Origin of the sequence: uncultured Dysosmobacter sp. (assembly GCF_947631165.1) — a bacterium.
Taxonomy (GTDB): domain Bacteria; phylum Bacillota; class Clostridia; order Oscillospirales; family Oscillospiraceae; genus Oscillibacter.
Map to the genome: position 1 here is coordinate 44,448 of NZ_CANRKH010000003.1, position 12,886 is coordinate 57,333.

13 protein-coding genes are annotated in these 12,886 nt (G+C 53.8%); all 13 read right to left on the bottom strand.

The genetic code is table 11. The features are described from left to right. Positions 1-113: 113 nt before the first annotated feature. Positions 114-1,106 carry a 4-hydroxy-2-oxovalerate aldolase gene (locus Q0Z69_RS02350; RefSeq protein WP_298029513.1) on the bottom strand — a complete coding sequence of 331 codons (993 nt, stop codon included), beginning with the start codon at positions 1,104-1,106 and terminating at the stop codon, positions 114-116. Positions 1,107-1,129: 23 nt separating this feature from the next. Beyond that, a complete protein-coding gene (locus Q0Z69_RS02355) occupies positions 1,130-2,386 on the bottom strand; it encodes a M20 family metallopeptidase (protein WP_298029515.1) in 1,257 nt (418 codons plus the stop codon). Between the two features lie 27 nt (positions 2,387-2,413). Then, positions 2,414-3,817 (bottom strand): YfcC family protein, encoded by a 1,404-nt coding sequence (locus tag Q0Z69_RS02360; RefSeq protein WP_298029517.1) that lies wholly within the window; start codon positions 3,815-3,817, stop codon positions 2,414-2,416. A gap of 97 nt (positions 3,818-3,914) precedes the next feature. Beyond that, on the bottom strand, positions 3,915-4,838 hold the full coding sequence (locus Q0Z69_RS02365) for a hydroxyacid dehydrogenase (protein WP_298029519.1): 924 nt from the start codon (positions 4,836-4,838) through the stop codon (positions 3,915-3,917). Positions 4,839-5,059: 221 nt separating this feature from the next. Beyond that, complete coding sequence (locus Q0Z69_RS02370; protein WP_298029521.1) at positions 5,060-5,917, bottom strand: MurR/RpiR family transcriptional regulator; 858 nt, start codon at positions 5,915-5,917, stop codon at positions 5,060-5,062. 283 nt (positions 5,918-6,200) lie between these two features. After that, positions 6,201-7,100 (bottom strand): 4Fe-4S binding protein, encoded by a 900-nt coding sequence (locus Q0Z69_RS02375; RefSeq protein WP_298029523.1) that lies wholly within the window; start codon positions 7,098-7,100, stop codon positions 6,201-6,203. Then, complete coding sequence (locus Q0Z69_RS02380; RefSeq protein WP_298029525.1) at positions 7,093-7,242, bottom strand: CD1871A family CXXC motif-containing protein; 150 nt, start codon at positions 7,240-7,242, stop codon at positions 7,093-7,095. Before Q0Z69_RS02380 ends, Q0Z69_RS02375 begins: the two co-directional genes overlap by 8 nt. Beyond that, positions 7,239-7,874 carry a TlpA disulfide reductase family protein gene (locus Q0Z69_RS02385; RefSeq protein ID WP_298029527.1) on the bottom strand — a complete coding sequence of 212 codons (636 nt, stop codon included), beginning with the start codon at positions 7,872-7,874 and terminating at the stop codon, positions 7,239-7,241. Before Q0Z69_RS02385 ends, Q0Z69_RS02380 begins: the two co-directional genes overlap by 4 nt. A 454-nt stretch (positions 7,875-8,328) precedes the next feature. After that, a complete protein-coding gene (locus Q0Z69_RS02390) occupies positions 8,329-9,210 on the bottom strand; it encodes an acyl-CoA thioester hydrolase/BAAT C-terminal domain-containing protein (RefSeq protein WP_298029530.1) in 882 nt (293 codons plus the stop codon). Between the two features lie 111 nt (positions 9,211-9,321). Then, on the bottom strand, positions 9,322-9,585 hold the full coding sequence (locus tag Q0Z69_RS02395; RefSeq protein WP_298029533.1) for a heavy-metal-associated domain-containing protein: 264 nt from the start codon (positions 9,583-9,585) through the stop codon (positions 9,322-9,324). 165 nt (positions 9,586-9,750) lie between these two features. Beyond that, positions 9,751-10,416, bottom strand: a complete 666-nt coding sequence (locus Q0Z69_RS02400) for a DUF6320 domain-containing protein (protein WP_298029535.1) — start codon at positions 10,414-10,416, stop codon at positions 9,751-9,753. Positions 10,417-10,428: 12 nt separating this feature from the next. Continuing rightward, positions 10,429-11,700 (bottom strand): hypothetical protein, encoded by a 1,272-nt coding sequence (locus Q0Z69_RS02405; RefSeq protein WP_298029537.1) that lies wholly within the window; start codon positions 11,698-11,700, stop codon positions 10,429-10,431. Between the two features lie 6 nt (positions 11,701-11,706). After that, a complete protein-coding gene (locus tag Q0Z69_RS02410) occupies positions 11,707-12,630 on the bottom strand; it encodes an alpha/beta hydrolase (RefSeq protein WP_298029539.1) in 924 nt (307 codons plus the stop codon). Positions 12,631-12,886 lie beyond the last annotated feature (256 nt).

Genomic DNA, 12,886 nt, shown 5'->3' on the forward strand with positions numbered 1-12,886 from the left:
ACATATGCAAAAGACAGCTCGGGTTCATCTATGAACGCTTTCTACCATCAACTGCCTGACAACCAGCCCGGGAGAAAATCTCCGTCCGTTCATTTACCTGCCGGCCGTCTCATTCACTTCAGCGCTGCGGCGACTTTGCGCAGCAGCTCCTCGGTGGGTGCCTTGCGGTCAATGGCAGAAACGTCCGCGATCAGGCGCAGCAGGGATACCTGCTCCTCCTCCGCCACCTTTTTGAACATGGGCAGCGTATTGGAGTGGCAGCCTGCCAGGCCCAGCATCAGATCGGTGGGATTCACCGCCACATGATAGTTATAGGCCTCCATAGCGGGGATCAGCTCATTGTCCAGATAGGCCAGCAGCTGATAGAGGTCCACTTCCGGCAGGTAGCCTTCTCTTTTCAGCGTAGCCGCGGCAAGTTCCGTGGAGCAATTACCGGCACTGCGCGCCATACCCAGCAAACCACAGTCGATCTCGTCGGCGCCGGCCGCCACCGCGGCCAGGGCGTTGGCCTGGGACAGGCCCAGGTTGCTGTGGCCGTGGAAGCCCACAGGGATGGAAACGGCGTTTTTCAGTGCGGTGACATAGGCGGTGGTATCCGCAGGGAACATGGTTCCGGCGGAGTCCATGATGGTGATCTTATCCACACCGGCGTCCTCCAGCATTTTTGCCTCGGAGGCCAGTTCTTCAGGCGTGGGGACATATGCCTTCATGAGAGAATACCGGCAGACCAGGCCGGCCTTCTTCACCATTTTGATCGTCTCTACTGCGCCTGCGCCATCACCGGCGTTGGAACCGACGCGCAGGAAATTCAGGCCCTGATCGGCGGCCATTTTGATGTTATCCTCCCTGGCGCATTTGGCCAGCTGGAACATGCCGATGCGGCCCTGGGGCAGGTATGGCTGCAAAAGCCGGAGATACTCCTCGTCGCTGCAGGCATTGGTTGCCCCCAGTTGGTCATAAGCGCCCAGGCCCTTGCAGTTGCCCAGCTCAATATCCTGGATGCCCGCAGCCAGCAGGCCCTTGACGATGCTGACCGTCAGCTCAGCATTGAATCCGTGGCCGACCACATTGCCGCCGTCGCGGAGCGTATTATCAAACAGATTCATGCATGTCCCTCTTCACTTAAAAATTATTCTTTCAATAGGTCCCAGATGTTTCCATCATAACTTTTGAACCCAGTAATTGGCCCCTGGTGAGAAAGGAACGCCAACGAATATCCCACATGGGCTGCTATGCCTGTTTTGAACTGAGCTTCATCCACATCGAACTTTGCTGTGTGATGTCCTGATCCACTTCCTAAGGCAGGGTTCTTTATTCCCAGATTCAAATACATTCCCGGCCAAAAATTCATCACATAAGAAAAGGTTTCCGATCCGAATTTCAACGGCCCAGAGACAACATTCTCAGCACCGAACAGGTCTGTCAATACATTTTGGGCAATGTGAAAACAGTCACTATTATTGATCAGCGGCACAGCAATGCACTCAAACTGATTGTATGTCACCTGACAGTCAAATGCGGCGGCAATATTGTCGATCATGCGGCGCATCATAGAAGAGAAGGGCCGATAGGCGTTTTCCAGATCAAAGTACCGGACCGTCCCGCCAAAGGTCAACGTATCCCCAATTATATTAGATCGTTGAGCGGTGGATATTTTACAAGTGGAAAAGGTGATCGCGAGGTTAGGGTCTACTGCCCGCATCCGAATCGTGTTCAGCGCAGATTGTATGGTATTGAAACAATCAATCGGATTATTTGCCCAATCAGGGCGAGACCCATGCCCCCCCTTTCCAATCAGTGTAATATCATACATCAAGCCGCCAGCCATCAGGATACCATCTCGAATGGCAAATTTTCCAGTTGGAATATCGCTATTGAGATGCATGCCCCATACACCGTCAATTTCCCACCGATTCTTTTGCAGGTAATCAATCAAATAACGGAGATTTCTACCGCCTTCCTCGCCCCGCTCAAACATCAGTATCACTCGTCCTGAAAAATCCCGGTTTGTAGCCAATATTTTTCCCGCACAGACCAGCATGGCCGCGTGACAATCGTGACCGCAAACATGGCCTACACCATCTATTTTGCTGACGCAAACCTTTTCCCTCAACAGATTACATGTATCCTCCTGCACCGGCAGAGCATCCACGTCCGCGCGGAGCAATACGGTTTTTCCTGGCGCTTTGCCCTGAATGACTGCCAGGACACCACCGTCTTCCACCTCAATAGGTTCTATGCCAACGCTTCGCAGTTCTTGACAAATGCGGGATATTGTCCGGTCCTCCTGCCCAGACAGCTCTGGATACTCGTGAAATTCTCGACGCAGCGCGATGCACTCTGCCTCCATAGCCTGTGCCGCCGCTAAAATCTCTTCTCTTGTCATAATAGGCACATTCTCCTTCAGGCTCAATTAAAATGGGCCGTAATTTATGGCCTGCGCGATAAACAGCAATACCATCGCAATCAGATTCCAAATTATGAACAGTCTCCAAAAATACTTAAACCACTTTCCATAAGAAATGTTGGTAGCGCCAATAAATCCCATCAATGGTGCAGAATGCGGCAAAATCCAGTTGGAAAATCCATCGCCAAAATTAAATGCCAGTACTGCGGTCTGGCGTGTCAAACCAACCAGATCCGCCACAGGGATAAAGACAGGCATAACAGCTGCCGCCTGACCACTGCCAGAGACAATAAATATATTTACAATGGTATTAGCAATCAGCAATGCAGGTCCCCGAAGCAAGGAGGGAAGGCTGTTGAGCATTAAAGCACATCCATAGATGACCGTGTCCAGCACATGCGCCTCATCTAGGATCATTCCTATGGCCCGGGAGAGGCCCAGCACAAGAACAGCAGCCAGCATACCCTTAGCGCCCTTAATAAAAACACGCACTGTCTCATTAGGATTCAGTCCACCCACGATAGCCAAAATGACTGTCAGATACAGATAGACCTGCATATGGACCCGGTTCCCCCAGCCCAACTCCAAACTGCCGTAAATAATCAAACATAAGCCCAAAATAAAAATGATCAGAATGCTGATTTGACGGGGACTAATTTTATCACTGTAATTGTTCTGGACCTCCGCATTTTTTTCCTCCTGCTCCAGCTCATAAACCAGACTCTTGGAAGGGTCTTCCCGTATCTTTCTAGCATATCTTACAATAAACAGTGCCGTAATGATCCACAGCACTAACAGGCAAATTACTCTATACCCTAGGCCGGAGTACAACGGAAGCTCTGCGATCTCTTGAGCCACACCGGTAGTAAAAGGTGTGATAGGCCCAGCGGCACAACCAACAGCGCCTCCCAGCAACACTAAAGACACGCCTACTAGAGCATCGTATCCCATGGCCCGGGCAATCATCACAAAGATAGGTGCAAAACCAATGAATGACACCACTCCACCAGCAGGTGCGGCAATAATTGCAAATACCAGTGTGAAGATCAGGACAAACGCCATATCTCGAACTTTCCACTTAGTCATTCTTGAAATAATCGCTTGGAGAACACCTGTGTGCATAACAATTTCATAGCAACCACCAATAGTCAGCAAAAAGAAAATCATTTCAGCCTGGGCGATCGTTGCATTTACGATAAATCTAGGAATGCTAAGCAGACTGATTTTAGAGCTTTCAATAAATTTGAAAGAGTCCGGGTCCACAATTTGGCGACCAGTTGCACTTTCGATTCGGGCATATTCACCGGCCGGAATAAACCAAGTAATAATCACACAGAGAACAATCACCCCAAGTACAATCAGCATGCCATCTGGAAATTGCATTTTTTTAGTAAGATTTGACCGTTTCATTTCGTTTTCTCCCTTTCCTTTCTTTTCCCGTATTTTTAATTTATGTCCAAAATGAGGCTCTATATTTTGAGGCGCTCATTATTATATGCCTTCTTTTTCAAAATGCGGGGTGGACCGGTTTTTTCCCAGCCAAAACGTTCAACGTCTCCTCCACTACCTCAGCGCCGGCTTTCCGGAGGGCCTCCTCCGTATTGCCGCCAAGGTGGGGCGTGGCGATAAAATTCTTCAGGGACAGCAGCTTGTTTTCTGCCGTGGGCGGCTCATGGATAAACGTGTCGCAGGCGGCGGCCTTCAGCTTGCCGGACACCAGTGCGTCATACAGATCATCCTCGTTGATGACCGCCCCACGAGCCGCGTTGACAAACACCGCTCCTGGCTTAAAGTGGTCGAACAGCTCTCCGGAAATCATATTCTCCGTAGACTTCACCAGGGGCACATTGATGTTTACCATATCGGACTGCTCCAGCAGTGCCTCCAGGGTCTCCACCTTTTCAAAGCCCCGCTTGGCCGCTTCCTCGGCGGAGATGAAGGGGTCATAGCCCAGGACTCTGACGCCAAAACCGGCGCTCATGATGTGGGCGATGCGCTGGGCGATGTTGCCCATGCCGATCTGACCGAAGGTCTTTCCCATGATCTCTGTGCCCAGGAAATTTCTGGGCGCGATGGTAGTAAACTCGCTGTTCCGGCACATAACGTCAGCCTCACAGATGCGGCGCTGCATCGCCAGGAACAGGCCTGCCGTCATTTCCGCCACGGAATCCGCATTTGCGGTGGGCGTATAGATCACCTGGATGCCCCGTTCCTTCGCAGCCTTGATATCAATGGTATTGCAGCCGACGCCGTGCTTTGCAATGACCTTGAGCTTCTTGGCTTTGTCCATCATCTCAGCTGTGACAGGGATATTCCGCAGTATGATGGCGTCAATTTCCTCAATGTGATCAAAGCTGTCTACTACATTCGCGTGTTTCCGCAGTTTTTTTTCTGCTTCAGGATAAATATACTCGCTGAGATATACTGTCATGGCTGTTCCTTCCCTCGTTCTCACGGAATGCGGACAGCGGCCAACTGTTCGAAGCGTATACTTCATGATCCGCCCGCATGTCGTAAGCTTTACAAAAATAATACTACGTCGTAAATACACTGTCAATTGACAGTTTGAAATAAATACGACATTATTTTTGGTAATATTGCAAAAAGAGACAGGCCTTTTGCCTGTCTCTTTTTGCAATATTGTTAATCCTCTCACAATCGGAGATCCTCTGTCCACTTATCCCGCTCGCTGGCCTTTTCATGATATTCATCACTTCTTATCTGAGACAATTTCGTAATCAGATACTCCGAGATCAGATTTAGGGCAGCGGTAGAATTGAAAAAGCTCATGTGTTTTGTCTCCGCAAGCAGCATGACATCCGCTAAATCCGCTATAGGAGACAATACACTGTTTGTAATGAGGCAGATCTTGGCGCCCCGTTTCCGCGCCAACCGTATCAGCCGCAAGTCGCTTTTATAATAGCGGCTGAGAGAGAAAAGCAGCATACAATCCTCAGGGCCGATATCCTGCAGCGTCCCGATACCGCCGGGGCCTTCATCGGAAATGGAGATCACATGCTCCAGCAAAAACCGCATCAGCCATGCGCACTGGCTGGCAACGCCCAGGCAGCCGCGAAAACCGACAACATAGCGGTGCTTTGCCTCCAGCAGCATAGAAACCGCATGATCAAATCGCTCGTCACTGTTTTGTTGGAAGGTACGCTCCAGATTGAACCGTAGGAGCCGCAAATAATCGGCTTTTGAACTGCTGCTGGCAAACTGTGCTCTGTTTGCATCGAACCGCTCTGTCAGTGAAAGTGTGCCGATCCCTCCAGTCGCCTGCATTGCTAGGCTATTATAGATGTCGTTCTTTAGATCCGTAAAGCCATCATATCCGATCGCCCTTGCAAATCGTGTAATAGATGCGTCGCTGACCCCTATTTCCTTTGCGACCTCCATGGAAGAACTGATACCTACTTTCTCCGGATAACGGGCGAAGTAGTCCGCAATTTTCAGCTGTGCTTTTGTCAGCGCTGCGTGTTTCACGCGCTCCGCAATTACATTTTCCATGAGGGACCTCCGCTTTTTGTGATGTCTTTATTGTAGCACACAGCATGTCGCGCGTCTATAGCCGGCACAGTTGAAAAGACACTAAAAGAATCTTTTCCATGCAATGCTGCAATGGCAGCATTGCATGGCCGCATATGCGGTCCTCTGTGCCTGACTTCATGGGAAACGCATATGCGCTTTGCGCATCGACGGACCAGCGGTCCGTCGGTTGAAAAGGAGTACTTTCTTCTTTTCACCCGCGTTGACTGTATCATTTTATTGTCGTACGCACTTCAATTTGCCGTCATTCTTCATGTTCGCAGACCTTCGCGCCTTGGTTCTTTTGAGCGCTCTTTTGAAAACATCCGGAGGTGATTGCTCCGGTCGGGCATACTTTCTTGCACTGACCGCAACGGATACACTCGGGATGGTTCGCGTTTTGGACCGGGTCCACCTGCATCTTGCACGTCCGGGCGCAGGCTCCGCAGCGGGTGCATTTGCTCTCGTCGGCCCGGTAGCGAAATACAGAAATGGGATTGAATACGGAATAGATAGCCCCCAGGGGACAGATGTATTTGCAGAAGGGACGGTAGATAATGACGGACAGAAGGATCGTGACAATGAGCAGCACGTTCTTCCAGGCATACAGCCAGCCCAGGGCGCTGTGCATGGATCTGTTCAGCAGGACCAGCGGGATACCGCCTTCCAGCGCGCCCACCGGACACAGCAGCTTGCAGAAATAGGGCGCCCCCTGCCCCATGACGTCCACCAGGAACATGGGGAGCAGGATCACAAAGAGCAGAAGGATAAAGTATTTCAATTTCCTCAGCAGCTTGTCTCCGCGGAAGGTCTTCATCTTCTTTGGAAAGGGGATCTTGTGCAGGAGGTCCTGGATCAGGCCGAAGGGACACAGCCAGCCGCAGACGAACCGGCCCATCAGCGCCCCGACAAAGACCAGGAATCCGGCCACATAGAAGGCGAATTTGAAATTCCAGCTCCCGATGACCGCCTGAAGGGAGCCGATGGGACAGGAGCCAAGCGCACCGGGACAGGAGTAACAGTTCATCCCTGGTACACAGAGATTTTTCAATTTGCCCCTGTAAATCTTTCCCCGTGGAAAGCCGGCCAGATAGCTGTTGGTCAGCAGCGCCCAGAGAGCCTGAATCCCATGACGGGGCCATTCACTTGTTTTCCTCCTAGCCAATTCCGATACACTCCAAGCAAATATTGACGGCTTTCATGAAAACCACTGCCAGTTCCCCGCGCCAGACGCCATAGGCCATCATCGCCAGACCCAGAGCGGCAGCCGCCGCTCCAGTCCAGCGGGAAGAGAGCAGCCGCCTCATGACGCGTCACCGTTCAGCGCGGCCAGCTCCTGTTCCACGATCCCCAACCAGTCCTCCAGATCGCTGCTGCCGACATAGGTCCCGCCTACCACATTGCCGTCCCTGTCCACAAAGAAGGTCTCCGGGATCGCCTCGATCCCGGTCAGACGGCCGTTCAGGTAGGTGTCGTCCGGTAGCAGGACAGGGTAGGTGACGCCGGTCTGTTCCACAAGCTCCTGCGCCCGTTCCAGATCCTCCTGGACGATCTCGCCCTTCTCATTGCGCACATCCAAAACAAAGCCTGCCACATTCACTCCCTGTTCCTTCATCTGCTGGTACAGCTTCTCCAACTCCGGCATCTCGGCGACACAGGGCGTGCACCAGGTGGCGAAGAGATTGACCAGCGTCAGGTCATAATCCTTGAACATGTCTTGGGTATACGCATTCCCATTGACATCCTGGGTCGTGAACTCTCCCAGAGAAGGCCCCACGAACTCGCTTTGCAGGTCTCTGACGGTTTCATCCGGAAGCTGCTGGTCCGTGTTGGTTTCATCGGAGGCCGGGGTCTCCGGCTGCGTGGAGGAACACGCAGTCAGGATGGCGGCGCACATTACGGCCGCCAGCAGGGCTGCAAGCCATTTTTTGTAGTTCATGATAAATGCTCCTTTGCGATTTGATGCGGACAGCTTATCTGGGTTAAAATCCCTGCCAAGAGGATCTATCTTTTTTGTTAACAGAGATTTTATCATGATCATGATAGATTGGCAATGGCAGATAATAGGGGAAAGCGGCAGGCCAGACGCGTTTACTGGTAGTCGAGGACAAGGCGGGCTGCTGAGCCCCGGGATAGCGGAAAGTCACATGGTCGAATTCCACCTGAGTGCTTTGGGGCTTTCGGGGTTTAGCCCCGGGACCAGGAGCCAAAAGCCGCCGTTGATGCAGATGAAGAAGCCGGCGTTTTGCCGCCCATCATGGACATCATGCAAACCAGCGTCAGTCAAAACAAAGAGCAGGGCAGCGCTTCGCCGTCAGCAGCCGCCCCCACAGGGGCATACAGAGGGTCTTCTGAACGGTATTTTCCCGTATCTCGGACATCATTCTTCCCCCCTACCACGTTTTGACAAACGCCAGCGTCTTTTCCAGGGAATCCATCCTGGCTTTTCGGCCCGGTTCCCGGTTCTTTCCCCGATCGCCCCGGAAAAACTTCGCTGCCCGCAGCTCCATGGGGACGAACAGATGGCTGCCGCAGTCGTAGCACAGATGCTGATAGGGGTAGGCAAAACCATGCGCCTGCAGCCGCTCCATGATCTTCTCCGCCGCAGGTCCCGAGGGCCACATGGTATCCTGCTTGGAAGAGATCAGCAAAATAGGACCAGTGATGTTTTCCACTTTGATCGCTGCCTCCGGGGCGGGATGCTCCACCACGGGGAGATACAGGTCGAACATGGTCACCTCCCGGGCCTTGAGGCTCTTCCAGATGATTCGGCCATAGGGGGTCTTTTCGAGTCCAAAGGGCGTATAGGGCAGCTCCCGGCCATGGAAGCTCCACGAGCTTCCCGTCAGAAGAACGACGCCCTTTTTCATCTCAAAGCCCTGGCACACGGTGCTCATGGGAGCCACCGCCGTCACGGCGTTGACCAGTCCCGGCAGGAGGCTTCCAGCGGTGAGGGCCAGCTCCGCCCCCTTGGAGATGCCCCACAATCCCACCTTCTCACAGCCCATCTCATGGAGCCGCTTCGCCGCCGCTTCCAGGGTATCGACAGGGACATGGAAAAACCGGTCCGGCAATCCCTCCTCCATCACATAGGCCAGAGCCAGCGTGGTCAGCCCGCAGGTCTGGAAGATCCGGGCCAGCTGTTTCGCCAGCCCAAAATTCCCGTCGCTGCCTCCGAAGCAGATCAGCACTTTTCCCGGATAGTTGTCCTGCGCAGGGCGAAACAATTCCCCATGAAAGCCGTCGGTTTTCACGCGGAAGGCATCGTTTTCCATATGAATTTTCCCCCCCTGTTTCAAATGCAGGCTCCCAGGTATTTCCTCTGATGCAGTCGCCCGCCCCAGCCCGGAACGCCGCTCACATCAGCCGGGGCATGACGCCCCGCTTCATTTTGCCTGCCTTCCAAATCCAAGCAGCCCCTTTTTCTCAGAAAGCCCGCTCCTCACGTCCAGCACATGGTAGCCCGTGGCGTCGATGGCAGCCCGGAGGGCCGCTTCATCAATGGCCGCCTCGCTGATGATGACGGTCTCCCCCTTCTTATGGGAAGAGGTCACTTTTTTCACTGGAAACGCTCGCCGCACCGCATCGTTGACGTGGCTTTCGCACATCCCGCAGGCCATGCCTTCAATTTTCATCGTGATCTGAATCATGCTTTCCACTCCTTTCGCCAGAGGTTAGCTAATACTAACTATATAATAGTCTATCACGTTTCCGGATTTTGTCAATGGCATTTTGCTGCTATCTCACAATGTATGTCATTTGTCCCTGCCGGAGCGCGGCAGACCGCGCCGCATCCGCGGCGGCTTCATCCCTGCTTACAGATGCAGCCTTCGAAGCAGCTCACCTTTCAGGGCGGGACCTTCAAACAGGATCAATACCGCCAGAAATATCACGCTGACAGCGGCACAGATCACCGCGGGGTACACGGTCCGCAGGAGGCCGCACAGCAGCAGGACCAGCGGGATCAGCCCCAGCAGGATATTCAATAACAGATACAGCAGGTAGTCCGAAGGACGGAGGTGCAAAAGCCGGGCGATCACAGCCATGGCCAGCATCGTGCAGGTATATAAAACCGGCAGAACATAATTCAGCGACCAGCCCCGCCACCCCATCCCATGATCCCAGGCCAGTACAAGGATGGAAAGCACACAGACCTGCCAGAATACTGCTTTCAGCGGCCTGCCCCGTTTTTTGAAAGCGATCCCCACTGTGAGCCAGCCGCTGGCCAGTCCGGCGATCCCGGAGAGAGCCGCCACGCGGTGCTCTGGCAGACAGAGAAAGGCTGCAGTACACAGGACCATGGCGATCACCGTCCCCAGGGCAAGCAGGCGGAACAGCAGCTGATGGGGCCTCCCGGCAAATGGGATATCCGGATATACGTTCCCATTCCCGTCTGCCTCGCCGGTCAACGGACCTTGGCAAAGGGGACAGCAGGGCGGCGACCCGATCACATGGACCCCGCATTTTTCACAATAGCGCACGCTGCCGCCTCCCTATTCCACATAAGGCAAATTCGCCGCGACCTCCACATCGATCCCCATCTGGACCAAGCTCCGGAAAAAGGCCCGCTCCACATCGTGGCTGCAGAACGGCCCGGCAAAGCTGACCACATAGCGGTTCTGGAAGGAGCAGACGCTGGCCTGCATCTTGTCAGGGGAGGTAAACGCGCCGAACAAATGGATATACCGCTCCATCTCCGCCGGCATGGTGACTTTGCCGACGTTGGAAAATGCAGCGGTGGCCTGCCGGTCAGCCAGCCGGGCCGCCGTGCGCAATATCCAGTCCTTCAGCAGCAGCGGGACCAGCCGCAATGGAATGTTGTGCTCCAAAAAGCACAGCGCGTTGATCCGTTCGTGAAGCCGCTTTTCCGTCAGATTTTCACGGAAGCACCGGTGGACATGGGCCGTGACAGCGTCCAGGTCGTCCGGCCGGCGGCTGAAATCGTACCCGACATTGATGGTCGTGAAGAAATTGCGGGCCGATTCTGACGGAAAATAATTGCGCAGATTGACCGGCACCGTAATCACCACAGGCCGGGCCTTGTCCCGCAGGCGCATCTGCGCATGAATGGCGCAGATCAACACGGCTGTCAAAAATTCCGTCACCGTCACACCTCTGGCGCGGGAACAAGTCAGCAGCGCATCCACCGGCATATGCCCCTCCACAATGGACAGGCGGTTCTCCGGCAGCCGTTCGCCCCGCAGGCGGTACGCGCTTCTCGTCAGAGCAGGCTTCGGCAGGGGCGGCTTCTCATAATATTTCTGAAAGCTGTCGTCCCAGAGCTGGGAGTGGGACGCGGTATAGGTCAGCTTAGGCGGAGAATCGGAGAAATCTTTGGGGTTCTTTTCCAACAAATAGCGGTGGACCAGTGTACACAAAAACTGCGCCGCCCCGGTGCCGTCGGTCAGCACATGGTAAATTTCCAGATTGATCCGCCTGCCGAAGTAAAAAACGCGGAACAGCAAGCCCTTGCGGTCAGGGGAATAGAGGGACAGGCAGGGCGGTGTGTTTTCCAGGCTGACCGTAGGGCGCAGGCTGCTGTCCTCCAGATAGTTCCAGAAAAGTCCCCGCTTCATTACCGAGCAGTAAAAGGGAAACTGCCGGACCGTCTCATCCAGGGCGGATTGCAGAATTTGAGGGTCCACCGGCTCCCGCAGCTCGCAGAAAAAGCGAAACACCTTGGAGTCCTTAGCGCTGCTGTTGGATGGAAAAATTTTGGCCGCGTTATCCAGGCGGCTCCACCTGGGAAAGCCTGCGTATTTCATAAACAATCAGTCCTTCAAAAAACGGTTGATGATCTCGTAAGTCTGCTTCACCAGCTTGAAGCTGGCGGGCAGGGAAAAGTAGCCATGCAGCGCGTCAGGCATCCTGACGATCTCAGCCCGGTTCCCTGCTGCCCTCAGCAGCTCACCGTAGAACTCCGCCTCATCCCGCAGAGGGCAGTACTCCGCTGTGATGATCAGCGTGTCTGGCTGGCGGGAGAAATCCCTGACGGTCAGAGGCGCGAAATATGGATTTTCCAGATCCGCTTCTGAAGAACGGTAAAGCTCCATATAGTCCCGAATGCGCTTGGCAGTCAGCAGATATCCGCTCCCGTTTTCCCGCATAGAGGGAAACGGCGAGCCGTCTGAATAGTCGTTCCCCACAGCGGGATAGAGCAGGATCTGGCGGGCGGGAAGGAACTCACCCCGGTCACGGGCCATCAGAGAAACTGCCGCCGCCAGATTGCCGCCGGCGCTGTCCCCGATCAGAACGATCTCCTCCGGCCTGGTGCCCAGCAGGCTGTCGTGCAGAAAGATCTCCCGCGCAACCGCGTAACAGTCCTCCAGGCCCGCGGGAAAGGGATGCTCCGGCGCAAGCTGATAGTCCACTGAAATCACCATCCGGCCTGTCAGCGCCGCCATGTCGGCACAGACGCCGTCATAGCTGTCGATATCCCCCGTCGCCCAGCCGCCGCCATGGAAGAACAGAAGCACGAGGTGCCGTGTGTCCTCAGATGGTGTGAAGATACGAACGGGGACCTTGTGATCCCCACACGGCACCTCGTGCTCCCAAATGTGGTATAAATGCGGCTTTTTGATTCTCCACGAGGCAATTCTTTTCAGTTCTCGTTCCAAGGGATAGGTCTTTTTTACGTCGATGTCCGGATAAGACAGAGCGCTGAGCGCCGCCCGCAGCGCTTTGTTAACTGCCATGGCGGCTATCGGTATCTGTGACCTTGGGGAGGTCAGCCAGCCAGCTCATCCATCCGCTATTTGTTTTCTCTTTCATATAAGCTCCTTCCCTGAGTGCGCAGCAATAACATATAATATCTTTCACTGTAATATATAATTTTTTATATTATATCACAGGATAATCAGGGAAAGATATGGTAGGACATAATTTTAATATATTTTATGGCATGCAGCGCACAACGCAAGTTCCTTACAACCGCTGTCCACCCTGCACCAA

Coding starts and splice junctions, on each gene's coding strand:
- Q0Z69_RS02405 (WP_298029537.1), bottom strand. CDS start 11,700: ATGAAATACGCAGGCTTTCCCAGGTGGAGCCGCCTGGATAACGCGGCC.
- Q0Z69_RS02370 (WP_298029521.1), bottom strand. CDS start 5,917: ATGGAAAATGTAATTGCGGAGCGCGTGAAACACGCAGCGCTGACAAAA.
- Q0Z69_RS02385 (WP_298029527.1), bottom strand. CDS start 7,874: ATGAACTACAAAAAATGGCTTGCAGCCCTGCTGGCGGCCGTAATGTGC.
- Q0Z69_RS02365 (WP_298029519.1), bottom strand. CDS start 4,838: ATGACAGTATATCTCAGCGAGTATATTTATCCTGAAGCAGAAAAAAAA.
- Q0Z69_RS02380 (WP_298029525.1), bottom strand. CDS start 7,242: ATGAGGCGGCTGCTCTCTTCCCGCTGGACTGGAGCGGCGGCTGCCGCT.
- Q0Z69_RS02350 (WP_298029513.1), bottom strand. CDS start 1,106: ATGAATCTGTTTGATAATACGCTCCGCGACGGCGGCAATGTGGTCGGC.
- Q0Z69_RS02355 (WP_298029515.1), bottom strand. CDS start 2,386: ATGACAAGAGAAGAGATTTTAGCGGCGGCACAGGCTATGGAGGCAGAG.
- Q0Z69_RS02410 (WP_298029539.1), bottom strand. CDS start 12,630: ATGGCAGTTAACAAAGCGCTGCGGGCGGCGCTCAGCGCTCTGTCTTAT.
- Q0Z69_RS02390 (WP_298029530.1), bottom strand. CDS start 9,210: ATGGAAAACGATGCCTTCCGCGTGAAAACCGACGGCTTTCATGGGGAA.
- Q0Z69_RS02360 (WP_298029517.1), bottom strand. CDS start 3,817: ATGAAACGGTCAAATCTTACTAAAAAAATGCAATTTCCAGATGGCATG.
- Q0Z69_RS02395 (WP_298029533.1), bottom strand. CDS start 9,585: ATGATTCAGATCACGATGAAAATTGAAGGCATGGCCTGCGGGATGTGC.